We start from the raw sequence: 25,762 nt of genomic DNA on the forward strand, positions 1-25,762 counted from the left end.
GATGGACATGGTTCTACAATCGCCGTGGGCCGCTGTGCTGCTGGTGCTGCTGCCACTGTTGTGGTGGCGCACCGCGCGCCTGCCACGCTGGCAGCCATGGCTTCGCGCAACACTGCTTGTGTGCGTGGTCTTCGCGCTGATGCAGCCATCGCTGCTGGTGCGTGGTGACTCGCCGGCGCAGGTGATCGTGCTCGACCAGCGCGCAGCACTGCCGGACCCGTACCGCTCAGCACTGCGGCAACGCCTGCAGCAGCGGCTTGCAGCCATCCCGGCAGGCACCCGCATCACTGTGGTGCAGCTGGGCGGGCAGCCGCTCAAGCTGGAGGTGCAGTCCTATCTGAGGCTGCGTGAACAGTCTCCGGTAGAGGCGCTTGCTGCGGCTCTGCAGCAGCTGCCTGCCTCCGACGGTGGTCGCTTGTTGTACTTGGGCGCCGCCGGTTCAGATGATCCGCACTGGGGGCGCGTGGTCAGCGCGCTGCTGGAGCGTGGTGTCAAGGTCGATATCGACGGTGCTGATGCGGCGCCGAGCCTTCCGCGCCTCGTGGACGTGGACGTGCCGTCTGCACGCGCTGGAGGGTTGGCGACTGCGCGCATACGCGTCGATGGCACCACCCGTGGCCTGCAGGTTGCGGTGCTGCGCGATGATGTCGAGCTTGTGCGTTCAGCGGTGCCGGATGTGCAGGGCCCCAGCACGGTGACCCTACAGTTTGCAGCCGGCTCCGCCGGTTTCCATCCTTTGCGCGTGGTGCTGCGCGACGGCAGCGGGGGCGTCGAGCGTGGGGCTTTGAGCGGAATCCTAGCCGTGCAGGATCCGCTTCCCTTGCTGTACGTGGCCCGTGATCCCAGCGCAGGAATGCACCTGCAGCGCTTGTTGGGCGACGGGTTCGCGGTGCGGCAGCAGGCGCCGGAGGCGGTGGACGCTGCCAGCTTCACTGGCCAGGACATCGCAGTACTCGATGGGATTGGCGTTGAGCTTTTGCCCGCACCAGCACAGACCGCACTGGCCAGTGCGGTCACTGTCGATGGCCTTGGACTGGTCTTCAGTGGTGGCAGCAGCGCATTCTCAGGGCTGCCTCAGGACCCAACCAGCGGCGGTCCGTTGGCGCAACTTTTACCTGTCAGCGGCAAGCCGCACGAGCAACTGCAGGATCCCAGCGTGGCGCTGGTGGTAATCATCGATTCGTCAGGCTCGATGGCTGGTGCGCCAATGGACCTGGCCAAGCAGATCGCCCGACTGGCGGTACGCCGCCTCAAGCCCGAGGATCGGGTTGGTGTGGTGGAGTTCTATGGTGCTCGGCAATGGTCCGTTCCGATCCAGCCGGCACGCGATACTGCGGACGTCGAGCGCGCTATCGGACGCATGCAGGCTCAGGGTGGCACTCAGCTATTTCCAGCCATTCAGGAAGCTTACTTCGGCCTGAAGAACACAGATGCGCGCTTCAAGCACATGTTGGTGATTACTGACGCGGGCGTGGAGGAGGACAATTACCAGCGCCTGCTGCGGCATATAGCGCAGGACCGCATCAACGTGTCCACCGCACTGGTCGGTGGTGGCGAAGGCGAAGAGCGCATGGCTGAATTGGCAAACTGGGGGCGGGGCCGGTTCTACCAAGTGAGTGATGACGCAAGCATGGTCGAACTCAACCTCAAACAGCCACAGTTGCAGCCTTCTCCAGGCTATCGCAGTGGACGATTCAGCGTGCACGCGATCGCAGGTCAGGCCTGGTGGCAGGATGATTCGCTGCTGGGTATGCCGCCGTTGCAGGGCATCGCCACGGCGGTACCGCGCTCGGGCGCACAGTTGATGGCCCGCGCAGGCGACGAACCGTTTGTGGCCAGCTGGCAACATGGCTCCGGGCGGGTGACTAGCATCATGACCGAGCCGCTTGGAGCAGGTACACAGGGTTGGGAGGCTTGGCGGGGATACGGCCATTGGCTGTCACGACTGCTCGTGGGCACGGCGCGACAGCAACCTTCGCATGCGGTCCAGGTCAACAGAGACGGGCGGTCGGTGCAGGTGGTGGTGGAAGGGAGCGACGCCAAGGCTGTCAGCCAGTTACAACTGGTCAGCGTGGACGCAGACGGAAGCGAGAAGACACTGTCGCTACAGCCCATGTCGCCAACGCTCTTGATCGCGAATTTGCAGGCACGCGACGAGATGCGTCTGCTGCTTCGCGGGGACGGCACCCAACTACGCGTGACCGACGGCAACTGGCGTGATCGGGCTGGTGGTCCGGCGGTGCTTCGTTACTCACTGCCGCTGCAAAAGCTGGCCGCACTCAGTGCTGGCGTGTCGGCCGACGCGGTAGCGGGATGGCGCGTGCTGGACCTGCGCACATGGCTGGCGCTGCTGGCGATCGGCCTTTATCTGCTGGAAGTGCTTTGCCGTCGCTGGGCCTGGCACACACCGTCGTTCTTCAGGAAACCCCGTTGATGCCTGTGCACCGTACCCCGCTATCCTTGGCCCTTGCCATGGCTTTGGTTCTCACCGCGCCGGCGCTTAGCGCGGCGCCACTGGCTGCAGTAGGGCAGCACCAGTCTGGCGCGCCAACCGCGTCGGCCCAGGCATGGCAACAGTGGCGGCAAGGAGATGCTGCTGCCGCGCTTGCTACCGTAGATGCCGCCCTGCGGACGAGGCCGGATGCCGACGGTCTGCAACTGCGCGCAGCACTGCTGGATGCTACCGGTGATCTGGCCGCAGCACGTGTGGCGTACGCCCAAGCGGCAGAGGTCAGCCACGGCGTGCGGCGCTGGAACTTGCTTGTGCACCAGGCAGTATCGAGTGACGATCCTGCCGACACGCTGGTGAAACTGGATGTGGCCGGAGAATCCAAGCACCAGTCGGCGTTGCTAATGGCGATGCTTGGACGCACCGACCTCGCGGTGTCCAGTGCAGGAGGCATAGGCGTGGCTGCACAATTGCAACGTGCCGGCTGGGCACTGGAGTTGAACGATGCAGCCAGTGCGCGCGAGCATGCGTGGCGCGCGTTCAGCGACGCCAACGACCCCGGCGACCGCCGTTATGCGCTGGCGTTGTGGATGGAAGCCTGGCGCGATGAACAGCAGATGGAGCGGGCGGTGCAGTGGCTGCAGAGGCAGCCCCCACAACCACAGTTGCAGCAGGCCCTGATTGACGCGCTGCTTGAACTTGAGCGCTACGATGAGGCTATTGCGCTGGTGCGCGGCGCGCAGGACCCGGTCATCCGCCAGCGCTTGATTGGAATACTGGAGCTTGCGGGACGTAGCGATGAGGTGGCCAACGAGTACCGCGACCAGATAAGCCGGTATCCCCGCGATCCAGTCGCCTATATCGGGCTGGCTGAACAGGAGCTGGTGGCCGGCCGTTCGCCGCAGGCGCTCGCCGCGTTTGAGCAGTTGTTTGCAGTCAACCGGGGGCGCGCGGAGGTACTGTTGCCGGCGGCGCGGCAGATGACTGCCATGGGGATGCAGAACAGTGCGTTGTCGCTGCTTCGTGCCGCGGGGCTGGATGCACGCGCAGGCGGGATGGTTGACCTGTTTGCGTTTGATGGCGCACTGGCCCGCGGCGACGATGCAGCAGCAGCTGAACTTTTGGCTGCGCTGCATGCGCGGCTTGCGGCCGCAGATCCTCTGCAGGCCGATGTCGCCGTCGGATACGAGCGTCTGCAGCAGCCGAGTCAGGCGCTGCAGGTGCTGATGGCGATGGAGCGCGCGCGGCACCAGCCGCTCGACTACGACCTGCAAGTGCGAATCGCCAACCTCGCTGTAGCTGCAGGCGAATCAGAACAAGCGCTGACACGCTGGCGTACGTTGTGGTCGCAGGCACAGCTTCCAGCACGGCGCGCGTTCCTGGAACGTCAGATCGTCAAGGTCGCTCGTTCACGCGATGAGTTGGAGCCGATGGCGGCGGCACTTGAAGCGCAACAGGCAGAGGGCACGTTGCAACCGGCCGGGGTCGACCTGCTGGTGGCATTGACACTGGCGCTGGACGCGCCAGAACGTGCCGAAGCGGCTGTAGCCCGGCAGGCGCGCATGCGTGGCGAAGGCCGCACTGCCGAGCTGCTGCAGCTCGGCGGTTTGTACGCGCGACTGGGCGATGCGGAACGCGTCGACGAAGTACTGCGCAAGCTGGTCGTCGCCGACCCGACCAATGCTGGAATTTACCTACGCAAGCTTGCCGTCAACACTGCACGCAGACCGCATGACGGCGGCACCGACCCGGTCGCCAGCGATGCGGCGCGGCTACAGGAACTTCAGGCCATCCTGCAGCAGCTCCAGGCGCGCGAGGCCGATAGTGGTCAGTCGCTGCAGTACGCCGCGGGAATGTACTCCATGGCCGGCCTGGATGTTGCCGCTGCGAGCACGTATGAGCGAGCGTTGGCGGCCGCGCCGGACGACCTGGACAACCTGCTGCAATTGGCCGAGCTGCGCAAGCGACAGCACCGTGTGCCGGAGGCAGTGGCAATGCTCCAGGCTGCCGCGGCGGCCAGCAACGGGCAGGCGCGGTTCATCCAGTTGGCAGATGCTATCGGCGGCCTGATTGCGGTTGCGCCGGACGAGCGGCTGCGGCGCGGGGATGTGCGCGCGTCTTTGGCTCCTGCCACCAATGCATGGATCCAGAGGCAGCTGCTTGCCCGGCTTGCCACTGACGCTGACGACTACCCGCTGTATGCGGTACTGGCCGACCTGGGCCAAGCACAGTCCGATTTCTCGCTACAGCTGCGCGCGTATGACAATGCGCTGGCAGCGGCCGGCGAGCAGCGCGGCCTTGTGCTGCGTCAGTTGGTGACACTTATGTCCGGTGCCAGCGGAATGGACGGAGTTGCAGGTGCGTCCATTGGTGACAATGAGCGCAAGGTGCGCTATGGCCGCCGTCTGCTCGCATTGCAGCGCGAGTTTCCGCCGGACTTCTTTGCCGACCTTGGACGCTCGCTGCTGGCCAGTGGTGATGCGCTGGGTGCCGAGCGTGCCTTCGCGGCAATGTCCGACATCGGCGGCCTGGTGAACATAAACCAGGTCAAAGGCGACAGTTACGCGCGCCTCGGGCATGTGGAGCAGGCATTGATCAACTACAGCCAGGCATTGGCGAGGGATCAGGGCAACCTCGACCTGACGCTCAAAACATCAATCCTGCTTGAGCGTCAAGGTGAAGAAGCGCGCGCCAACTACTGGTATTGGCACGGACTGCGCGCACTGCTGGTGCTGCAGCCGCAGCAGGACAACGGCCTGGTCAATGATGCCGCGCTGGACAGCCAGCGCTTCCAGCCGGCGCTTCTGGAAGGTCTGCAGTTGACCTGGGATGAGCAAGACACCGCGACAATCGCGGTATGGCAGGACCTGCAGGAGCTCTTCAACGAGACCCTCGCGCGCGCGGATACTTCTGCGCCCTTTGAGCGGCAGGTGCGGCTGCGTGCGGTTCTCGCGGTCCTGCAGCAGCTGGGCAACTATCGCGGCGACCTGAATGCCGTGGGCCGTGCCGAGGATCTACTCATCGAGCGCTTTGCAGGCGATCCTGCGGCCAAGTCGGCTATCGACACCACCCGAGCTAGGGAGGGGCGCGGCCCGGTCGCGGCGGCAGACAGCAGCGGCGCATGGGTGCTTGACAGCCTGTTTGAGCAGGCGCAGCGGGGCGGCAACGCCGGCTTGGCATTGGCCATGGCCTCCAGCACCGATGACTACACCCGAGTGCAGGCGCTGGTTGCCGATGCCATTGCCGCGGAAACCACGTGGCAGGCTCTGGCAGCACGGCAGCCGCAGCGAGACCCTGGTCCGGACACGATTTATGTGCTGCTGACACAGGGCGGCAACGCGCTGCCGCGCGATGTCTTCTTGCAGCAGGTGTACGCGCCGGTTGCGGCAACGCCGTACAAGGAGAACATACTTTTCAACATCTACCGTGGTGCGCCGCATAACTACGCAGCGTTGGAGAAGCTGATCGGCTACCGCTTGCTGGACGATACAACCTTGATGCGTTTGCTGGTGGAGCAGGGCAACCAGCCAATGCCATTCCTGGTGCAAAGAGCAAGGTCATCTGAGGAGTATGCTGAAAGCCTGATCGGAACATTCGATACAGGCCAGCGGGTCGCTCTTCTGGAGCAGTTCAGTGCGGCGACGCAGGCCGGCAAGGGACGTTCCGCGCTTCAGTCGATCCTGGTCCGCGACCTCCTTCGTAGGCCGCTGACCGACGCGCAGCGCGAGCGCGTCGCGCGGGTGATAACCGCGCAGATCGACAGCCCGGCCGACTATGAGCAGGGGAGTGCGGCATTTTTACTGATCCCCTTATTGATCCTGGATGCCGACCGCGGCAATCGTTCGGTACTGGAGGGTGCCGCTTCACGCATTGCCCGCCGGACTACCGACGGCAGTCATTTTCCTGCATTCCTGCAAGCGTGGTTCGACGATGATAAGCCGTCGGCACTGCGCGAGCTACAAGCGCTTTACAGTGACACAGGCGATGTAGCAGGCAACTATGCGCAGCCGCTGGTCGCCAAGTGGTTCCCGGAACAGCGCCAGCAACGCATCGACACATACCTGGCAAATCCAACGCCGGACGCTGCCAGCAGCCTCGCCTTCTATCGCGAGTTTGTACTGGAGGCCAGCAATGGCGATGCTGCACCGCCTCCGGAGGACATCACGCGCTATCTTGAACGCTTGGTAGAGGCAGAACCACTTAACGAAGTCTACGCTGCCGCGTTGCTGGAAGACGACCTTAACCACGGCCGCAAGGCGCGCTACCTGGAACGGTTGCAGAGCTATGTCAATGCCAGCCCCGGGCCCTCCACGGCTGCAGCAACGCTGGTGTTAGACCTCTATGCCGCCAGACAGGATGCCACCGCGCGGGGTGTGGAAGCCGCAACCGATCTTGACATTGAAGACACGGCTCTGATGCTCGACCTCGTCAACAAGGCGCGGGCCGGACAGCAGCGTGCGCAGGGGCCTAGCTTCGACCGGTTGCTGGAAGGTGCGTTCGGTCGTTTTCAGCATGATTGTCCGCAGGCAACGTTGTCGCAGACGGTCATCCGCCAAGGCAAAGCCGCGGCGTTGGCGGGCCCTGGACTGCGCGAGGGAGCTCAGCTGGACCAATTGGCACGGGCGCATGCGCAGGCGCCGAATACCGTGGCGCACGTGCTGCGCGGGGTGTGGCGCAATGCACCGCCGGGTGTACGCCAGGCCATGATGTACCAGAGCTACGATCGTGACGGCAACATGCGCGATGCGGCGGCACCGGAGATTGCCGATGCGCAGGACCTGCTGCAGGCTGTGGTGCACGACCCTGGCGTCGTAGAGGAACTGGACCGTTACCTGCGGGCGCTGCCGGCAGTGCAGCGTCAGCGATCACTGCGGCTTTATGGCTTGATGGGGTTTGGCCTGCAGGGCGCCGGCCGGGTACCTGCACGCGAGCAGGAACTGCGTGACATGCTGCTGCTTGGTACGTTGGATGACCATAGCTTGCAGCTGCTTGCCACGCTGCTGGTGCAGCAGAACAAGACGCTGGATCCGCGCGAGTTGCAGGCACTGCGCCAACGGCTCACGCGGATGCCGCTGCTTGCGCCGATGCAGCGCGGCATGTTCGCCCAGATCTTTGCGCAGTCCACCGCCAATGAGGAGGCCATTGCCCTGGTACAGGCCTCAGCGCAGCAGTTATTGCACCCGGATCTGCGGGGCGGTGACGACTTCGACATCTGGCAGCGGCCCCAGGACGGACTGGAACAACTTGCGCAGGGACTAGGACGCTGGCCGGACCGCTCCGCTGCGCTGGCTGTATGGCGGTGGCTGGACGCACGCATCAAAGAAGACGGCGCGCGGCCGGAACTTGGCATCAAGGATTTTAAGAACCCGGACTGGCTGTAGGAGTCGCCAGTCCTGCGGCGCCCCCCAGGGGCGCTCCGCTCACTTCATCCTTTTAGTAGTTCAGGGCTTGGATTGCGCTTCGACGGACGTGGGCATCTGGATCTGCAGCTCCGCACGCGGAAAGTCCACCGCGTAGCCCTGAAGCAGTCCGAGGAGGTTCGTACCCAGGATCAGCGACGGCGTAGGAGAACCATCTGTATTGGAGAAGATGATCGGCACGTTGCGGAACACCACCGGGCCGAGCGCGACTGTGCCCAATTGCGCGACCCATGCACTGGACAGCCCTTGGGTAGCTCCACGGATCGCGCCCGCAGGCTTCAGTCGTGGGTCGTCCCAGCGCATCCCGAGAGCCTCCAGTAGCGCGAGGTTGCCGACGCTGGGGCCGGCGCCCGTGTCGACCAGTGCCTGAACGGTCACGCCCTCAAGCTGCATCGGCACGTGCAATAGACCATTGTCACCCGTTGCGCCGGCCACGGTTGCGTGGCCCGCACCGGCGGCGCTGGAGGGGGCGATTGATAGCGTGCTGTCGGCGACGTTGAACGCGATCTTGGAACCGGTGAAGCGCTCCATCCCTATGATGCCCCTTGCCGAAGTCAGGCTGCCATTGGGCAGTGCCAGTATCGCCAGTTGATGGTCGTCGAACAGGCCCGTGCTGATCCGCTCGATCGGGTACATCCGCGCAGACTGCGCGTCAACGGCGCCGTTGATCGTCATTTCACCTTCTAGCGGCCGCAGCGCGAGTTCTTCTACTAGCGACGGCACCAGCAGGCTGGTCTGCGCGGCGGTGTCGATCACCATATCGAAGGGTCCGCGATCATTGATGTGCGCGCTTATGACGGGGCGACCGCGGTCATCCATTTTCAGCGCAACCGTCGAGGGGGAATCCAGAAGTGCGGCAAGGGTGAGGCTCAGGACGATCATGGTTTGGCACCGAGGTAAGAGCAGTCGACATCGTGCGTGCCCGAGCTTGCAGGAAACTGGCATGTGAGCTTTTTCGATCCGCCGAAGGCGTCAGCGGTACGTTGAGGGGGGGGTAAACCGCGCCGCTGGCATATGGCGTTTGCGCGTAACACGCGGCTGAACGCCTCTGGCAAGTTGTTCCTGGATCATTCACCGAGATCACTGCCGGAAACGCGTCGAGCTGGACTCCAGACATTCACGCCTTCTTGTCCAAGGCGCTCGAAGCGTAAGGTCCGTCACCTGTGGATGCGGCGTCGGCCGCATCGCGATACGGATGGACAGTAACTTGGCGATGCGCTGAGCTCCGGCGAGCCAGTCCTGGTGGACACGGTTCGCGTGATCTCGGACCAGACAGGCATGAGCATCTTCCATGGAGAGGTCGCTGCCGCTATCGCGTGCAAAGAGGCTGCCGTAGATGTCATGGCTGGTTCCTTGCTCGCGAACGGTCTTCACCGCGGCATCGAGGGCGGCCTGCTCTATGGCCAGCCGTGTGCATGGCGCGGCCGGTGCATCGCGGCCGAGTGATGGAGCTAGATGTCGCGCCCGCGTCAGTCGGTGGGCCAGTCCAAACCTGAGCGTGTGGCGCCACGACGTTCAATGTCAGATTGACTGAAAGTCTACTGAGACACAAACAGAGGAATGGACACGCCTGCAAGCAAAGTCTTCGTGACGCCGCCAATCAGCGATTCTGTCAGGCGAGCGCGGCTATATGCGCCAAAAACGACGAGATCTGCATCGGAAGCCGTCGCATACTCGAGAATTACATCGGCAACGCGGGCACCCTGGGCCGATAGGCGTACCAGTTCTACGCTCACGTCGTGACGAGCAAGGAACGCGGCCATGTCTGCTCCGGGCTCGTCTCCGAGGAGGTCTGATGTTTTATCCGGGTCAACAATCAGAAGCTTGACCTCCTCCGCACCAGTCAGCAGAGGCATGGAGTCCGCAATGGCGCGCCTAGACTGCCTGCTTCCGTTCCAAGCGACGATAATCCTCCGACCGATCTTTCGACCCTGCCAGGCACGCGGCACGATCAGAATGGGAATCCCCGAATGCCGAAGCATTGAGTGCACCGCCCAAGTTTGCGGCGTCCCGGGGATGTCAGGGCTGGCCAAAACCAAGAGATCGCAATAGAGCGCGTGCAACGACGACTCACTGCTCGACTCGACGTAGGAAATGACCCGTAGCTCGCCGTCTGCACCGTACTTCTGAACAGCTTTCGCTAGGTTTTGCCCGCAGTTCAGCACTTTGCTTGCCATGGCCGACTGCCGCAGGGCCACGATCTCTGGCAGCGCTCCGCCCTTGGCAAACCCGTCATGTATCGAGACAGGGTCTTGATTAAGCGCGGTGACGCCAATCAGGTGACTGCCTTGGCTACCGGCCAATCGAGCGGCAGCGTCAAGGACATCAAGTCCGTAGTGGCTCTCATCGAACAGAACGGCGATGTCTTTCATCGTGGGCATTCTTCTCGTTCCAAATGGGTGAGCGTTGGCGGGCGAGGCTCGCGCCGGTTGGCTAAGCCGAATGTAGAATGGTCATTCTAGTTGGTGTGATCGTACTACAATCCTCGGTAATGCGTGTTCTCAATTTCCGGGTACAGAGGTTTTATTCATGGCAAAGGCGGCAGACACCCTGACGAGCATGGACAAGGCCGAAGCTCGGCGCCAGCAGGTGCTTGAAGCAGCTTCTATGTGCTTCCGCAAGAACGGGTTCCATGGCACAAGCATCGCGCGCATCTCGGACGTGGCCAAGATGAGCCCAGGTCACATCTACCACTACTTTGCCAACAAGGATGCCATCGTTGAGGCTATAGCTAAGCGAGAGGAGCACGACCTCTCCCAATTGGCACGAAAACTCGAAGCTGATGAGGTCGGCGGATCCATTGCTGATCGCCTCATGAGGCTGGTCGATGACTCCGTTGACAAATTCTTGGACCCCGAACATGTTCAGCTCCATCTAGAGTTGGCTGCTGAGGGTGCACGAAATCCCCACGTCAACCGCATTCTGCGGCAGTCCGATGCGGTCGTGGTGCGACAGTTCCTCGCAGCAGCGGACAGGGTGGGGCTCCCGGATGGAGTTGACCGTGCTGAGATGAAGGCGCGAATGATGATGGTTTCAGTGATTTTCAATGGCCTGATGGTGCGGGCCACAACAGGCCAGATCCCTGACCGAAAAACCCTTATTCGTCTATTGAAGGGGGTGATCAAAGTCTTGGTGGAGGGCAATGACGGAAATCGTTGAGCGTGGTTCCACTGAGTTGCGCGGGAGACGCGGCCTGTGCCGCGACCACATCGTCCCGGGCCGCATCCTCCAATCGCGCCTTTGTGCTCCTGGGTGAACTACCCTAAAGGCGGCAGTTGGCCAGCCGGAGAGCCTGGTTCAAAGGCCCCTGGCGTTGCGTAAACGCTGAGGATTGCGTCTATCGCCTCCATCCCGTCGCGCTCGAGCTCATACAACGCCGGTTCCAGCATTGCGCTATAGAGCACACCAATGAGGCAAGAGAGCAGGCTTCGGGAGGCTGCTCGCACATCGACCCCTTCCTTTAGCTGACCAATTTCCGCCGCGCGGGTGAGCGCGCTGGACAAGATATCGAGCTCTTCAGTAAGCAGGTTTCGTTGCATGGCGCGCATGGCTTGGCTTTCAACGGATAGATCGTTGCGAAGCATGATCTCCATCATGTTGCGAAGTTGAACATCCTCGGCCACCTCCTTGAAAGAAACCAGGAGTGCTGAGCGCAGGTCCACAATGGGTGTTGTCCGCTCAGCGGAAGTGGTGCGGCGAAGTCGTTCGATGAAGGGGTCATGCTCCCGGCTGACCAACGCCTCAAGCACCTCGGTCTTGTTCTTAAAGTGCCAGTAGAGGGCACCTCTCGTATAGCCGGCCTTTGAGCAAATCATCTCAAGGCTTGTGCAGGCTACTCCGTATTCATGAAAGCAGTCCCGCGCTGCATCTAGCAATCCCTGGCGTGTCGCCAGCGCCTCAGCTCTTGTTTTTCGCGCCATCTCGTGTGCAACCCGCGTCTTGTCCAATGACGGAATTGTAACCGCTTTACATGCAAACATGCGCGCATGTATATTTCACTCCTAGTTGCTCCGTTTGCCTTGCTCCGTTTGCCGAATCTGCCTATTCAGCTTTGTCTGGCCGTGCTGATGGACGTAGCCGTAGCGCAGCCCACAGCTATCGCTTAACCACCATTCCCCTCCCCCCGTTTTTGCGAGTCCCGCCCATGTCTCCCAAGCCCTCCCTACTCATCGCCACATCTCTAGCTACTGCGCTGGCACTTGCTGCCTGCGGCGGTAAACCGGACGACGCAGCCCCACCGCCGGGCCAGGTAACGGTAGCTACCTTGAAGGCAGAGCAGGTCGGACTAACGCGGGAGTTGCCGGGCAGGACGAGCGCATTTCTTGTGGCGGAAGTTCGACCACAGGTGAGCGGGATTGTGGGCGCGCGCCTCTTTACCGAAGGATCCGTGGTCAGTGCAGGGCAGCCGCTCTATCAGATTGACGACCGCAGCTATCGTGCTCAGAGCAACAGCGCACGCGCCCAGGTCGCACGCGCTGAAGCTACCGCTAATGCGGCTCGGCTTAGTGCCAAGCGAATTGCCGAACTCACCAAGGTTCAGGCTGTCAGTGTTCAGGACAACGAAAACGCTATCGCCGCGCTGAAGCAGGCAGAGGCGGACCTTGGCGCGGCCAAGGCATCGCTCGAGGCTGCTGAGGTGACCTTTGGATACGCGCGTATCACTTCCCCTATCGGTGGCAGGATTGGCAAGTCCTCCGTCACGCAAGGTGCCTTGGTTAGCGTGGGCCAAGCCGATCCGCTGGCCACAGTCCAGCAGCTGGATCCGATCTATGTTGACCTGACGCAGTCGGCGAGCGAGCTGTTGCAACTCCGCCGTGAGATGGCAGGCGGGCGCTTGCAGGACAATCTACAACTTCCGGTGACTATCCTTTTGGACGATGGAACCGAGTTCAATCACAAGGGAACCCTGGAGTTCTCTGAGGTGAGCGTGGATCCGACGACGGGAAGCTACGCGCTGCGCGTGAAAGTCGAGAATCCAGATCATGTCCTGATGCCAGGAATGTACGTGCGAGCGCTTGTTGGTAGTGGCGTTCGCAGCGATGCCATCCTCGTTCCTATGCGAGGTGTTGCCCGCGATGCGAAGGGCGCGACCACTGCCATGGTGGTCGGCAAGGACGGTAAGGTCGAAGTCCGGCCAGTTGTTGTGAGTCGTGCGCTTGGAGACAAGTGGCTTGTCGAGAGTGGCCTGAAACCAGGTGACAAGGTCATCGTGGAGGGTCTGCAGAAGATTCAGCCTGGCATGCCAGTTCAGGCCAGCGAAGCAGGTGCGGGTGTGGCCAAGAAGCCCACCTCGCCGGCTGATGCCGCAGCCAAGCAGTAATCGGAGAACGACATGGCACGTTATTTTATTGATCGCCCGATCTTCGCATGGGTCATTGCGATCATCATCATGCTCGCGGGTGCTTTAGCGGTAGTTAAGCTGCCAGTATCGATGTACCCGGAAGTGGCGCCACCAGCGGTTGAGATCACCGCCACCTATCCGGGTGCTTCGGCTAAGGTCGTTGAAGATTCGGTTACGCAGATCATCGAGCAGAACATGAAAGGGCTCGATGGACTGATCTATTTTTCCTCCAACAGCTCCTCCAACGGACGTGCAACGATTAAGTTGACCTTCCAGAGTGGAACGAACCCGGATATCGCCCAAGTCCAGGTGCAGAACAAGCTCCAGCTGGCGATGCCTTTGTTGCCACAGGAAGTGCAGCGGCAGGGCATCAACGTGGCGAAGGCAACCAGCAGCTTCCTACAAGTCTTGGGCTTTGTGTCTCAAGACGGAAGCATGGGGGCGACGGATATTTCTGATTACGTCGGTTCAAACGTATTAGATCCTCTCAGTCGAGTGCCGGGTGTGGGCACCATCCAGGTGTTCGGCGGCAAGTATGCGATGCGCATCTGGCTGGATCCGAACAAGCTGCACACGTATGAGCTTTCGGTGGACGAAGTGGTGGCGGCGATCACTGCACAGAATGCACAGGTCGCCATTGGCCAGCTTGGCGGTGCGCCGTCGGTGAAGGGGCAGCAGCTCAATGCCACCATCAATGCGCAGGATCGACTCCAAACTCCAGAGCAGTTCCGCAACATCGTGGTGCGCAGCAGCCAAGGCGGCGCAGAGCTCCACCTTTCGGACGTAGCGCGCGTGGAGATGGGTGCTGAAACGTATGACTTTGTCACCCGTTACAACGGCAAGCCCTCATCGGGTCTTGCGATCTCCCTTGCAACAGGGGCAAATGCGCTTGAAACTGCTGAAGCTGTCAACGCTGTACTTGAGGACCTAAAAGCTAACTTCCCCGCAGGCTTGGAGGTTGTGGTTCCGTACGACACCACGCCCTTCGTCAAGGTATCCATCAAGGGCGTTGTTCACACGCTGATCGAGGCGGTCGTACTTGTTTTCATCGTGATGTATCTGTTCCTGCAAAACTTCCGTGCGACGCTGATCCCCACGATTGCTGTTCCTGTTGTCCTTCTCGGCACTTTTGGTGTCCTGTCGGTGCTTGGCTTCTCGGTCAACATGCTGACGATGTTCGCGATGGTGCTGGCGATCGGACTGTTAGTCGACGATGCCATCGTGGTGGTAGAGAACGTCGAACGCATCATGGCCGAAGAAGGTCTGTCGCCCTTAGAGGCGACGCGAAAGTCAATGGACCAGATCACTGGCGCATTGGTGGGTATTGGTCTGGTCCTTTCTGCGGTCTTCGTCCCGATGGCGTTCATGAGCGGCTCGACGGGCGTCATTTATCGTCAGTTCTCAGCAACCATTGTCTCGGCGATGGGGCTGTCCGTCCTGGTGGCGATCGTCTTGACTCCGGCGCTTTGCGCAACGTTGTTGAAGCCGATAAAGCAAGGGGAGCATCACGTCGCGAAGGGCTGGTCCGGTCGCTTCTTTGGCGCGTTCAATCGAGGATTTGACCGATCGAGCGCAACCTACCAGCGGGGCGTGCGCGGCATCCTGGCCCGTCCAGGCAGGTTCATGTCTGTCTTCTTGGCGCTCGCCGTTGTTATGGGCATCCTCTTCATGAGGCTGCCTAGCTCCTTCCTGCCCAACGAGGATCAGGGCGTGCTCATGGTGCTCGCCCAGACGCCGGTCGGTGCAACTCAGGAGCGCACCTTGGAGGCTCTTGCCAAGCTTGAAGACCATTTCCTCAATGAGGAAGCGGATGCGGTGGAATCTGTTTTTTCGGTACAAGGCTTTAGCTTCGCCGGCATGGGACAAAACGCAGGCATGGCGTTCGTCAAGCTGAAAGATTGGAAGGACCGCGATGCTGAGCAGGGTGTCATGCCGATCACGGGTCGGGCCATGGCTGCGCTAAGCCAGATCAAGGATGCCGCGATCTTCGCTTTCCCGCCGCCTGCGATGCCGGAGCTTGGTATTGGTTCTGGCTACACCTTCTTCCTGAAGGACACCGCAAACCAAGGCCACGAGGCCTTGCTGAACGCACGTAACCAGTTGCTTGGTGCTGCGGGACAAAGCAAGCTTCTGGCCAACGTTCGCCCGAATGGCCAGGAAGACACGCCGCAGCTGCGTATCGATGTTGATGTTGCTAAGGCAAGTGCTCACGGATTGGACAACGCTGCGGTCAACAATACGCTCTCTGCGGCTTGGGGTAGCAGTTACATTGACGACTTCATCGACCGTGGCCGTGTGAAGCGGGTCTATGTTCAGGCTGATGACAAGTTCCGTATGAACCCGGACGATTTCGCGATGTGGTCTGTGAAGAACCGCGCTGGGGAAATGGTGCCTTTCTCTGCTTTTGCCTCGATGCGTTGGGACTTTGGCTCACCGCGCTTGGAACGCTACAACGGCGTGCCGGCTATGGAGATCCAAGGTGAGCCAGCCAACGGTGTTGCCTCCGGTGACGCCATGCTGGAAATAGAGAGGATTGCCAAGGATCTTCCGGCGGGCTTTGAAGTTGAGTGGACCGCGCTTTCGTATCAGGAAAGGCAGGCTGGCTCACAGACCCCCCTGCTTTATACGCTTTCGCTACTCATCGTATTCCTATGCTTAGCAGCCCTTTATGAAAGTTGGAGCGTGCCGACGGCGGTGTTGCTGGTTGCCCCTCTGGGCATCTTGGGCGCAGTGCTGGCAAATACCATGCGCGGCATGGAACGCGACATCTATTTCCAAGTGGCCATGCTCACAACCGTTGGTTTGACGTCAAAGAATGCAATTCTGATCGTGGAGTTTGCCAAGGAAAATCTTGAAGCGGGCGTTGGCCTTTTGGAGTCGACCATGAATGCAGTCCGGGATCGACTGCGTCCTATCATCATGACCTCTCTCGCCTTCGGTCTGGGTGTCCTGCCCTTGGCCATTGCCTCCGGTGCTGGTTCGGGTGCACAGCAGGCCATTGGCACTGGCGTGCTCGGTGGCATGGTCGTTGGCACGCTTTTGGGCGTCTTCTTAATCCCGCTGTTCTTCATGGTTGTGCAGCGTCTCTTCAATCGAAAGAAGTACGGTAAGAAGGAAGGAGGCTCTGATGTCTAAGGCTCTGAAAAATATTCTGGCGCTAGGGATCGGCCTTTCATTGGCCGCGTGCGCCGCCATCGAGCCTCGGGATACAGTTTTTGCACCTGGCATCCCAACAGTTTGGCCGTCCTCGAGCGAGGCGTCTGGCATGCAGTCGCAGCCGGTTGCTGACATTGGATGGCGTGACTTCTTCACCGATGAGCGCCTGCGAGAGGTAATTGCACAGTCTCTGGAAAAGAACAGGGATCTGCGAGTCGCAGTGCTTAACGTCGAACGTGCTCATGCGCAGTATCGAATACAGCGTGCGGATCGCGTGCCGGCGATAGGTCTTCAGGGGCAGATGACTCGAAGCGGTGGCGATGTGCCGGTGAGCGAGCAGTTTGAGGTTGGCTTGGGTGTGTTGGACTTTGAGCTGGACTTCTTTGGTCGCGTGCGTAACCTGAGCGAAGCCGCCGTTCAACGTTTCTTCTCAGAAGCCGCGAACCGCCGCAATGCCCAGCTCTCGCTCATCTCAGAGGTTGCCAATGCGTGGTTGACCTTAGGGGCCGACAAGGAGCAGTTGCGGATCTCGCTGGCTACCTTGGCAACGTATGAGGACTCGCTGAGGTTGACCCAAGCTCGCTACGATCTTGGAGGTGCGTCCGCGTTGGAGCTTCATCAGACAAAGACGCTGGTTGAAACGGCGCGCACCGATGCTGCGAGATATCGGGGTTACGTCGCGCAAGATGAGAATGCATTGACGCTGCTTGCCGGCGGCGGAATTAGCCAGGACCTGCTTCCTGACGGCGAAGTGACTCAGGTGGCTGCCGTGAGTCCGCTGCCAGCGGGCATTCCTGCTGAGGTGCTTCTGCGACGACCGGACGTCATGGCTGCTGAGCACTTGTTGCTCGCCTCCAACGCGAATATTTCAGCTGCACGTGCGGCCTTCTTCCCTTCCATCAGTTTGACTGGAAGCGTCGGAACCACATCATCGGAGCTGTCGGGGTTGTTTGACAGTGGGACAAGAGCCTGGAGCTTTATTCCGAAGCTGAACTTGCCGATTTTCCAAGGTGGCAGGCTGCGCGCGAACCTGGACGTTGCCAACGCGGAGAACAAGATTGCGTTGGCCCAGTATGAAAAGGCGATTCAGTCAGGTTTCCGAGAGGCCGCTGATGGTTTGGCCCTATCGGAGAGCTACAACGACCAGCTCTCGTCGCAGACGGCGTTGGTGGAGGCCGCCAATCAGTCTGAGCGTTTGTCGCAAGCCCGGTATGACGCAGGGCTGGACAGTTTTTTGACTTTGCTCGATGCGCGGCGGACCGCTTACGCGGCAAGGCAGTCGCTGGTGTCCACTCAGCTGTCCCAGCAGGCTAACAAAGTGGCGCTTTACAAGGCATTGGGAGGCGGTTGGCACGAACGCAGCCGTTACAACGCCGCGGCGGGTAGTCTCACAAATTAGCTTGAAGTTGGTGGCACCGAGCGGTGCCGCCTCCTGACATCGACTGATATATCGTTCATATAGCCAGGACTAGAATGAACACTCTAAAGTCCGGGCTGCCGAGCGGATTTGCGCACTCTCCGCGTTTTCCTTTTGGCAGCCCGGCGCTACGTTTCCGGACAGGTGGCAGAGTCCGTCAATGAAATTTTGTAGGTTCAGGCGGGCTGAAGCGCTCGTAGGTTTGTGTCCCACCGGTGCCCCCACCATATCGAGGAATGTACGGTATGAACAAGCATGCTCGACCACACCGTATCGTCATTGTCGGAGGGGGAGTTGCAGGAACTGAGATAGCCTCTGCGCTTGGCAGGCGCTTTAAGCGCCTCAAACCGGGCGACCAGCAACTCTCCATAACGCTCGTCGACAGCGACTCTGCGCACGTCTGGAAGCCGATGCTGCATACAATTGCAGCTGGCACACGAGAGGTGTCTCAGCAGCAGACGCCTTACTTGGTTTTAGCGAGTAAGGCGGGCTTTGATTATCAGCCTGGTGCCCTAAAGGGCTTGAATCGAGCAGCCAAGGAAGTAGTCCTCCAAGCAATTGCTGGCCAGGATGGAGGAATACTCGTGCCAGAAAGGCGTTTGGAGTATGACACCCTCGTGCTCGCGGTCGGCAGTCAAGCAAACGATTTTGGCACGCCTGGCGTAATGGAGCATTGCTCCATGATCGACTCACGTCAGCAAGCCATGTCGTTCAACAACATGTTGCGTGAGCGCATCCTCATGTCCGCAGCATCCGGAGCCCCTTTATCCATCGCGATCGTCGGTGGCGGGGCGACTGGTGTTGAGTTGGCTGCCGAGCTTGTTCAGCTGACCCAATCCGCGGTCAGCTACGGGGCACAGGCCTTGCAGGGGCGGGTTACTGTCACGTTGATTGAGGCGGGTTCCAAGTTGCTGCCGGCGTTCCCTGAGAACATCTCGGCCGCGACGCAAGCACGGCTTGAGTCGCTCGGTGTCAAGGTCTTGGTGCGGGCAAAAGTGAACTCTGTCGAGCCCGATGCGTTGTTACTGGACGACGGGAACAAGCTCTACGCTTCGGTGAAGGTATGGGCTGCGGGGATAAAAGCTGCTCCGCTTCTCAGCGAACTGGACGGCTTGGAGACGAGCCGGGGCAATCAACTGTCCGTGTTGCCGTCGTTGCGTACTACTCGCGATTGCAGTATTTACGCTGTGGGCGACTGCGCAAAGGTCAGCGTCGATGAGGGGCTTAGGGCACCGCCACCAACTGCACAAGTAGCCCATCAGCAGGCGAGGTATCTGGTCCGCCACCTTCCAAAGGCAATCTTGCAAGGGGCGTACCCGCCTGACTTTCATTACCGTGACGCGGGCTCGCTCGTCTCCCTGGCTGAGTACGACGCGTATGGCTCGCTGGGCAAGTTCGGCTTCTTCAAGGGAACCACGATACGCGGGCGCCTTGCCCAGCTGGGTCACGTGTTGCTCTATCGCAGTCATCAAGCCCGTATACATGGCTTCTGGAGTGGGAGCTTGCTCTGGCTCGTGGATAGGCTCAACGCCCGAGTGCGTGCGCGCATCCGATTGGACTGAGCGCCCCGCGATCATGCCGAACCTCTATTAACTTTATTCCCAACAGAAGGAACAACGCGATGATTGATTATCAACTTAGGGGAAAGGTAGCCATCGTTACCGGTGGCGTCTCTGGCATTGGCTTGGCTGTGGCTGAACTGCTGGCCGATTCCGGTGCGGCGGTGGCGGTGTGGGATCTCAAGGCCGACGCCGTGGAGAAGACCGCCCAGGAGCTGCGCAGCAAAGGGGTGAAATCGATCGGCATTGCCTTGAACGTCACCGACGAGCAGGCGGTGGAGGCTGCTGTGAAGCAGACCGTCGAAGAACTCGGCGGACTGGACATCGCGGTGAACAACGCGGGTATCGCCGGGCCGTCTGCGTCCAGTGGTGATTACCCGGTGGATGGCTGGAAGAATGTCATCGACGTCAATCTCAACAGCGTCTTCCTATGCCAGCGGGCGCAGATCCAGGCGATGCGCAGCTCGGGTACTGGTGGCAGCATCATCAACATGGCCTCCATCCTCGGGCAGGTCGGGTTCAACAACGGAGCGGCCTATGTCGCGGCTAAGCATGGCGTGGTCGGCTTGACGAAGACGGCCGCGTGGGAGCACGCCGGAGACAAGATCCGCATCAATGCCGTCGGCCCCGCGTTCATCGCCACGCCGCTAATGGACACGATGGACCCGAAGGTGAGGGAGGGGCTGGAGAGCAAGCATGCGCTCGGCCGTCTCGGTAAGCCTGAAGAAGTGGCTGCGCTCGTTGCGTGGCTGGCAAGCGCAGATGCGGGCTTTGCGACGGGTACCTACTACGCCATCGATGGTGGGTATCTGGCGCAGTAGATTGCGCGACGGCAGGCTCACCTGAGTCTGCCGTTGGCTTTACCGTCCTCAGACCCCACTGTCTGAAACGCTCGTCCAGTGCAGGATGAGTGACGTAGATGGACTGGAAAAGATCTATCGATCCTGCTGAGGATGGCCGTGGCGACGCTGTCGGTCGGTAAGCTGGAATTATGTTCGACGCCGGACTGATGACGCTCGATGATCAAGATGATGCCATCTTTGCGGACAAGCGCGGGCCGAGGCGAGTTGCGGACGCCGGCCTAGCTCCAAGGAAGGTGTGCCTGCACAAGAAGCCAGGTGATCGCTTGAGGCACTATCTCGCTATACACGGCGGAAATGTGTTTAAGGGAAGGCTGGCACGCAGCCGGAGGCGCCAACTCTAATGCGGATGTCAGAACCGCACACGATAATCGATCGCAGTGGGCGGCCGGCAATCGGAGTCATGACGCGATGCGAGCTTTATTGCGCATCGTGCACCTCCCTTGGCGACCCATGCTCCATCAGGTACTGCGCGTCACTTGCCATGGCGGCACTCCCGCTAGCACGGTTAGATAGGATAGGCTGGAAGCCCGACCGCTTATCATCAAGAATGCGGAATCTCATCCGTCGGTTTACTGCCTCCTAGACAGCTGAGGGTATTCTGGTGCGGGAGGGGGGGGGCAGTAACGAGGAAATCGGCGGTTGCTAGATCGATGTACACAATCCGACGCTTTACATTTTCACGAGCCAGCTGCGCAATCTGGATTTGCACGGGGCGGCGATACAGGGGGAGGAGGAGCATTCCATGTCCGCAATTGACATTAGTGTGCGCGACACGCTCAAGCTGCTTGATGGCTCGTTCGAACCCTTCGCGGCTGGCGTGTCAAACGGGCTTTACGCATTTTGGCTGGGGTCTGGGATCTCATTCGGACGCGCGCCGAGTCTGCGCATTTTAGTCGGAAAGGTCGTCGAGTTCGTGCGCTCGCACATTGACGATGCAGACCCCAACTGCAAGTTCGCCCGAACCTTGGGGGAGATTCTCAACTTGGCCAGCACCTCGCCGGATGAACTTGCGCGCTCGAACTTCGATGAGCCCTTTGATAATTGGCCGGATCAGGATGCCATCGCTCGCCGATTGGTGAATAACTATTCCAAGCTGCTCGGCCTCACAGTCGATGGCGAGGACATGGACTACCTCCTGTGGAACGTCATCGATGTTGGTGCGACGTTCGCGGATCCCGACATGGTCCCCGACGTGGAGCATCTCTGCCTCGCCGCCTTGAGCCTAGAGGGTATAGCGCCTGAGATGCTCTCTGCCAACTGGGATCCGCTGATCGAAAAAGCCGTGGACGCCCTGACGAATGGCAATGTCGCGCTGAGTCCGACGGTTGTCGCACGTCCCGCCGACCTACAACTACCCCGCAATAGAACCCGCCTTATCAAGTTCCACGGCTGCGCCGTCAAAGCACAAGGTGACCCCGACCAGTATCGCCAATGGTTAGTGGCGTCAAACGATCAGGTCGCCGCTTTCTGTACGCAGGCGAATAATCAGGCGCTCGTGACAGCATTGACGCACATCGTAGGCAGCAAGCGCACGCTTATGCTTGGTCTGTCGGCACAGGACTCAAATATCCAGGGGGTCTTCAATAAGGCCGCCAATGAGCTGACATGGCAGCTTGGCGATCCTCCTCCGAGCTATGTGTTCTCGGAGCAAGAGCTGGGCATAGACCAGCGATCGCTTTTGAAAAACGTCTACCGCGACCAAATCACACCAGCGAATCAGGCGGCGGTTTTTGATGCGGCGCGCATCCAAGCATACTCAAAGCGGTTGCTCACGGCGCTGCTGCTGGATGTCTGGTCGAGAAAGCTGCAAGCATTGATCCTTCTCGCGCCAGGTCTGCTTCCACCGGTAGAGCGTCAACACCTGTGCAGCGGAATTGTAGCGCTTCGCAACCACTTGGCAGATTCAGCGCTGCCAGAGCTCGTTTTCATCGATGGGCTACTGGACGGGTTCGGTCGTGCTTGCAAGTTGCTGCGCGACGGTCAAATCGAGCACCCCGATGTCAGGTTTGAGCCGATGACGACTGATGTCGTGATGGCCCTTGCAGGTAACCCCGCCTTGGGCGCCCTCGGACTGCGCGAGGCTGCCGTTGCGCTTGGATTGGTGGGGATGGGCTTGAGACGGGATGATTGGACAGTGGAATCGGAGACTTTGGACAGGGAATCGGGTGTGCTGGCAGTTACCGGAAAAGGTGCAGCATCGGGTCGCACCAAGGTGTACCTCACGTCCAGCTCGGCAGCCGCTGCGCTGCTTCGGAGCGAGGGCCACCTGATCGAGGTGGAATGCCCCGTCTTGATCCAAGCTCAGAAGCTGGCAAAGCCAATGGCGCGATCTCCGAGGGGGGTGTCGGGGCGAACTGGGCTACCGAAAGCACGCGAAGTGAGCGTATCAACCCTGCTGCAGAGCTACGCTACTGCTGGCGAGCTGTACGAGGCATTTCGACAGGAGCTTGCGCTATGAGTGATTCAACGCCGATAGGTCGTGTCACGGTGGCGCTTGAGGATGCTGGGTACCGACGGATCGCCAACGGACTGCAGATTGGCGAGCTGAAGTTTGAGTTTCCGGCCGCGTTCGTAAAAGCGAATAACTCAGGAGAACTGATCCTCGTCGCAGACATAGCAAGCGAAAGCGAGACGCAGCTCAGCCGCAAAGTCGACGGCGTGGCGCGTGCCCTGGATATCGCATCCTCCACACGGTCGCTCACTCTAGTAGTGACCGGACCCCGTCCCAGTACTGCCACGCTGGATTCACTAGGACGGGTCTGCCGAGTACTTCCCACCGGCGACATAAGTGGTGGCGATGGAGACCACGTGCTCAAGAACTGGCTGGCGGTGCTGCTGCCTCTCTCGTTGCCACAGCCTGAGTCTGTGGCGGGGAACGCCTTGGCCCGCATCCACGCTGCCGCGCACTACCTGGACGAAGCCACCAGAAAATTGATCGATGTTGCGTTGCAAGGCGAGCGTGCCGTCAGTGAGGAGCTGTACTCGATCATCGACACTGCTGCCGTCCAAGCCAAGGAGAAGACCTCATGATGCCGCGTATTACGTCCCTGACGGCCACCGATTTTCGTAGTCTTCGTGGGACCGTCACGATCCCTATGAACAGCCCCGTTGTGCTGATCCATGGCCGCAATGGCGCTGGTAAGACCAGCTTACTGACGGCAATAGAACTTGGGCTCACCGGCAATCTGTCGTCGCTATCTCGGCTGGATCCGCAGCTTCGTGAGCACCTGGTTCACAAAGAGGCGGCGTCCAATAAGGCGTCGGTGTCGATTGGCGTCCACGGGCTTGGTGTCGATTTTCCGGCAGGTCATTTCGACATCCATGGTCCTAAGCTCGCTGGCAGGCCGGCACTGGACGCCGTTCTGACCAAGCACTTCTCAGAGCGCTGCTACTTGGCGCAATCCACGCTGGCGAGACTGCTGGAATTCTACGAGGACAAGGGGGTAAATGGCACGGCGTTGACCCGATTCGTCAAGGAGTTGCTGGGGCTGGATGCGCTGGATGCGCTCATTGACGGCCTGCACGATGCAGGTAACGTTCGCCGGCTTCGCGGCCACGCAGTGAGCTTCTGGGACATTCGCGAGCAGCTCCCGAGTTTGGACGACGAATTGAGCCGCCTAGCCAAAGAACTCGCAGCCGCTGAGGGTCAAGTGGCCCAGCTGATGCAGACAGCGGAGCAGCTACTTGCACCACACTGGCCAGAAGTTGCCAATTTCTCGGCAGAGGCAATGCTTGACCTGCTGAAGGATCAATCACAGGAGCGCGAACTGCAACGCTTGACGCAGCTCAGACGAGAGATCAACGACACGGTTTCGCAAACTCAGAGGGTGGTATCAGGTGATGCCGCCCAGCAGCGGGAGGCCGTCGAATCAGCCGCCGGTTCCGCCGACGCGGCACTCCGAGGCTGGCTGGAGACCAGCGGCAAGCGCATGACTGAGCTCTTCGAGAAGCTCGGTGGCTACTTTTCTGATTTGCCGTCACCAATTCAAAGCCGACCAGAATACGCCCGCGCCCACACGCATCGGGCAGTTACTGCTGAGGTGACGAGATGCGCACAGGTTCAGCGCAAGGATCAAGCGGCACGAGAGCGGGTTTCGTCCATTCAAGTGGACCGTCAAGGCCTCGCCAAGCGGTTGGTAGAGATCGACAAGCAGATCGTGGAGCATTCGGGCGAGGCAGGCCAGCTCGCGCACGCGCTTTCTGCCCTGGTGCCACATGTGCATACGGAGGAATGCCCGGTCTGTAGTCGGAACTTCGGTGAAGTTTCGTCGTCACCATTGCTCGGCCATCTCACCGCCCGGATTGCGTCCCTGACCCAGTCGGCAGGCCTTCTCTCGGCGTTGTCGCAGGAGCGGGCGAACACGGTGAACGCGATCGCGGGCAGAGATCGAGAGATCAGTGTCGCTCAGGCGCAAGTACTCACGGCCGAAGCGAGAGCGGAGTATGGGCAACGGCTTGCATCCCTTGAGCAGGCCTTGCTGGCACTGTCTGCCCTGGAGGCGGAAGCCAAGGTTGGAGAAGCTCTGTTCGGGCAAGCTGCCAACGCCGCACAAGCTCTAGCATCGATTAACGCCGGCGATCAGCAATCAGCAGCCATTCGTGACTCTGCTGGTCGGTATGCCACAGTGCTCTCGATGGCTTCCATTGGCGCGAGTGAGCCCTTGGAAGCGGCGCTGGAGCGATTCCTGGCTGAAGTGCTTGCTCGGCTGGCGCGGTTGACGGCAAAAGAGTCGGCACGCCGCGACGGCGAGGCAGCACTAAGGGAGCTGCAGCTGAAGCAGCAGCACACTGCAGGGATCAAGGTGCGGCAGCTAGAGCGAAGCAATGCTCGCCGAGGTCTGCATGCGGCGAAAGAAGCGGGGGAGCGCGCAATGGAACAGGCTCGCGAGCTACTCAAGCTCGCTCAGATCGAGCGGTCCCGTGTTGTGGGTCAGGTCTTCAACGATTCATTGAACGCGGCATGGAGGGACCTCTTCGTCCGCTTGGCGCCGGATGAGCCATTCATCCCGGCCTTCGCTTTGCCCCAGGCGATGAAGGGCGAAGTCGAAGCAAAGCTGGAAACCCATTACCGAGACGGGAGTAAAGGCGGAAATCCAAGGGCCATGCTCAGCGCCGGGAATCTCAACACGGCAGCGCTGACGCTTTTCCTTGCGCTTCACCTGTCTGTGAAGCCGCAGCTGCCGTGGTTGATCATTGATGACCCGGTGCAAAGCATGGACGAGGTTCACATCTCGCAGTTCGCTGCGCTGTTGCGAACACTCTCCAAAGAGCATGGACGCCAGGTGATCATTGCTGTGCACGAAAAGCCCCTCTTCGACTACCTCTGCCTGGAGCTCAGCCCAGCGTTTGAAGGGGACCGATTGATCACAGTAGAGCTCGGGCGTACGGCCACCGGAGACTCGGTAGCAAACACTGTGGTTAGAGACTGGAAAAAGGATCTGGCGATTGCGGCGTAGCTATCTGTCCGCACACCATACTTCCCGAACTCTGAAGTGGCCGCATGGATGAGGCGTTATGTCGAGCTCGACGCGATCGCCCGGTTTGAGTGCACCAACGA

15 protein-coding genes are annotated in these 25,762 nt (G+C 60.5%); 11 read left to right on the forward strand and 4 right to left on the reverse strand.

Annotated features, from left to right (window positions below; translation table 11 throughout):
• Position 1 precedes the first annotated feature (1 nt).
• Positions 2-2,434 carry a VWA domain-containing protein gene (locus tag HFK18_RS13110; RefSeq protein WP_180166569.1) on the forward strand — a complete coding sequence of 811 codons (2,433 nt, stop codon included), beginning with the start codon at positions 2-4 and terminating at the stop codon, positions 2,432-2,434.
• A 38-nt stretch (positions 2,435-2,472) separates the two neighbouring features.
• Positions 2,473-7,830: a hypothetical protein gene (locus tag HFK18_RS13115; RefSeq protein ID WP_218946702.1), complete on the forward strand. Its 5,358-nt coding sequence runs from the start codon at positions 2,473-2,475 to the stop codon at positions 7,828-7,830.
• Positions 7,831-7,890: 60 nt separating this feature from the next.
• On the opposite strand, the gene HFK18_RS13120 is transcribed toward HFK18_RS13115, so the two are convergent.
• From HFK18_RS13120 to HFK18_RS13130, 3 genes are all read right to left on the reverse strand, one after another.
• Positions 7,891-8,751 (reverse strand): aspartyl protease family protein, encoded by an 861-nt coding sequence (locus tag HFK18_RS13120; RefSeq protein WP_180166571.1) that lies wholly within the window; start codon positions 8,749-8,751, stop codon positions 7,891-7,893.
• Positions 8,752-8,949: 198 nt separating this feature from the next.
• The gene (locus HFK18_RS13125) at positions 8,950-9,243 is read right to left on the reverse strand and encodes a hypothetical protein (protein ID WP_180166572.1); all 294 of its coding nucleotides are present in this window, start codon (positions 9,241-9,243) and stop codon (positions 8,950-8,952) included.
• Between the two features lie 164 nt (positions 9,244-9,407).
• Positions 9,408-10,241 carry a universal stress protein gene (locus HFK18_RS13130; RefSeq protein ID WP_218946703.1) on the reverse strand — a complete coding sequence of 278 codons (834 nt, stop codon included), beginning with the start codon at positions 10,239-10,241 and terminating at the stop codon, positions 9,408-9,410.
• Between the two features lie 157 nt (positions 10,242-10,398).
• Between HFK18_RS13130 and HFK18_RS13135 the strand changes: the two genes are divergently transcribed.
• Positions 10,399-11,028, forward strand: a complete 630-nt coding sequence (locus HFK18_RS13135; RefSeq protein WP_180166574.1) for a TetR/AcrR family transcriptional regulator — start codon at positions 10,399-10,401, stop codon at positions 11,026-11,028.
• 98 nt (positions 11,029-11,126) lie between these two features.
• Here the strand turns inward: HFK18_RS13135 and HFK18_RS13140 are convergent, their stop codons facing one another.
• Entirely contained in the window at positions 11,127-11,816 is a 690-nt protein-coding gene (locus tag HFK18_RS13140) for a TetR family transcriptional regulator (RefSeq protein ID WP_257216207.1), read from the reverse strand.
• A 197-nt stretch (positions 11,817-12,013) separates the two neighbouring features.
• Here HFK18_RS13140 and HFK18_RS13145 point away from each other — a divergent pair, with 197 nt between their 5' ends.
• The 8 genes from HFK18_RS13145 to HFK18_RS13180 all read left to right on the forward strand — a co-directional run bounded on the left by HFK18_RS13145 (position 12,014) and on the right by HFK18_RS13180 (position 25,661).
• The gene (locus tag HFK18_RS13145) at positions 12,014-13,189 is read left to right on the forward strand and encodes an efflux RND transporter periplasmic adaptor subunit (RefSeq protein ID WP_180166575.1); all 1,176 of its coding nucleotides are present in this window, start codon (positions 12,014-12,016) and stop codon (positions 13,187-13,189) included.
• Between the two features lie 12 nt (positions 13,190-13,201).
• On the forward strand, positions 13,202-16,345 hold the full coding sequence (gene smeE / locus HFK18_RS13150) for a multidrug efflux RND transporter permease subunit SmeE (RefSeq protein ID WP_180166576.1): 3,144 nt from the start codon (positions 13,202-13,204) through the stop codon (positions 16,343-16,345).
• Positions 16,338-17,765 carry an efflux transporter outer membrane subunit gene (locus tag HFK18_RS13155; protein ID WP_180166577.1) on the forward strand — a complete coding sequence of 476 codons (1,428 nt, stop codon included), beginning with the start codon at positions 16,338-16,340 and terminating at the stop codon, positions 17,763-17,765. Before smeE ends, HFK18_RS13155 begins: the two co-directional genes overlap by 8 nt.
• Before the next feature lie 263 nt (positions 17,766-18,028).
• A complete protein-coding gene (locus tag HFK18_RS13160) occupies positions 18,029-19,345 on the forward strand; it encodes an NAD(P)/FAD-dependent oxidoreductase (protein ID WP_180166578.1) in 1,317 nt (438 codons plus the stop codon).
• A 59-nt stretch (positions 19,346-19,404) separates the two neighbouring features.
• Positions 19,405-20,163: an SDR family NAD(P)-dependent oxidoreductase gene (locus tag HFK18_RS13165; protein ID WP_180166579.1), complete on the forward strand. Its 759-nt coding sequence runs from the start codon at positions 19,405-19,407 to the stop codon at positions 20,161-20,163.
• Positions 20,164-20,947: 784 nt separating this feature from the next.
• On the forward strand, positions 20,948-22,663 hold the full coding sequence (locus HFK18_RS13170) for an SIR2 family protein (protein ID WP_180166580.1): 1,716 nt from the start codon (positions 20,948-20,950) through the stop codon (positions 22,661-22,663).
• Positions 22,660-23,235: a hypothetical protein gene (locus tag HFK18_RS13175; RefSeq protein WP_180166581.1), complete on the forward strand. Its 576-nt coding sequence runs from the start codon at positions 22,660-22,662 to the stop codon at positions 23,233-23,235. The genes HFK18_RS13170 and HFK18_RS13175 overlap by 4 nt, the downstream gene beginning before the upstream one ends.
• The gene (locus tag HFK18_RS13180; RefSeq protein ID WP_180166582.1) at positions 23,232-25,661 is read left to right on the forward strand and encodes an AAA family ATPase; all 2,430 of its coding nucleotides are present in this window, start codon (positions 23,232-23,234) and stop codon (positions 25,659-25,661) included. The genes HFK18_RS13175 and HFK18_RS13180 overlap by 4 nt, the downstream gene beginning before the upstream one ends.
• The last annotated feature ends 101 nt before the right edge of the window (positions 25,662-25,762 follow it).

It is taken from the genome of Stenotrophomonas sp. SbOxS2 (assembly GCF_013416715.1).
GTDB lineage: Bacteria > Pseudomonadota > Gammaproteobacteria > Xanthomonadales > Xanthomonadaceae > Stenotrophomonas > Stenotrophomonas lactitubi.

What these genes read in the sequence shown, in the direction of transcription:
- HFK18_RS13110 (WP_180166569.1), top strand. Translation starts at nt 2, where the DNA reads ATGGACATGGTTCTACAATCGCCGTGGGCCGCTGTGCTGCTGGTGCTG.
- HFK18_RS13115 (WP_218946702.1), top strand. Translation starts at nt 2,473, where the DNA reads ATGGCTTTGGTTCTCACCGCGCCGGCGCTTAGCGCGGCGCCACTGGCT.
- HFK18_RS13120 (WP_180166571.1), bottom strand. Translation starts at nt 8,751, where the DNA reads ATGATCGTCCTGAGCCTCACCCTTGCCGCACTTCTGGATTCCCCCTCG.
- HFK18_RS13130 (WP_218946703.1), bottom strand. Translation starts at nt 10,241, where the DNA reads ATGAAAGACATCGCCGTTCTGTTCGATGAGAGCCACTACGGACTTGAT.
- HFK18_RS13135 (WP_180166574.1), top strand. Translation starts at nt 10,399, where the DNA reads ATGGCAAAGGCGGCAGACACCCTGACGAGCATGGACAAGGCCGAAGCT.
- HFK18_RS13145 (WP_180166575.1), top strand. Translation starts at nt 12,014, where the DNA reads ATGTCTCCCAAGCCCTCCCTACTCATCGCCACATCTCTAGCTACTGCG.
- smeE (WP_180166576.1), top strand. Translation starts at nt 13,202, where the DNA reads ATGGCACGTTATTTTATTGATCGCCCGATCTTCGCATGGGTCATTGCG.
- HFK18_RS13155 (WP_180166577.1), top strand. Translation starts at nt 16,338, where the DNA reads ATGTCTAAGGCTCTGAAAAATATTCTGGCGCTAGGGATCGGCCTTTCA.
- HFK18_RS13160 (WP_180166578.1), top strand. Translation starts at nt 18,029, where the DNA reads ATGAACAAGCATGCTCGACCACACCGTATCGTCATTGTCGGAGGGGGA.
- HFK18_RS13165 (WP_180166579.1), top strand. Translation starts at nt 19,405, where the DNA reads ATGATTGATTATCAACTTAGGGGAAAGGTAGCCATCGTTACCGGTGGC.
- HFK18_RS13170 (WP_180166580.1), top strand. Translation starts at nt 20,948, where the DNA reads ATGTCCGCAATTGACATTAGTGTGCGCGACACGCTCAAGCTGCTTGAT.
- HFK18_RS13175 (WP_180166581.1), top strand. Translation starts at nt 22,660, where the DNA reads ATGAGTGATTCAACGCCGATAGGTCGTGTCACGGTGGCGCTTGAGGAT.
- HFK18_RS13180 (WP_180166582.1), top strand. Translation starts at nt 23,232, where the DNA reads ATGATGCCGCGTATTACGTCCCTGACGGCCACCGATTTTCGTAGTCTT.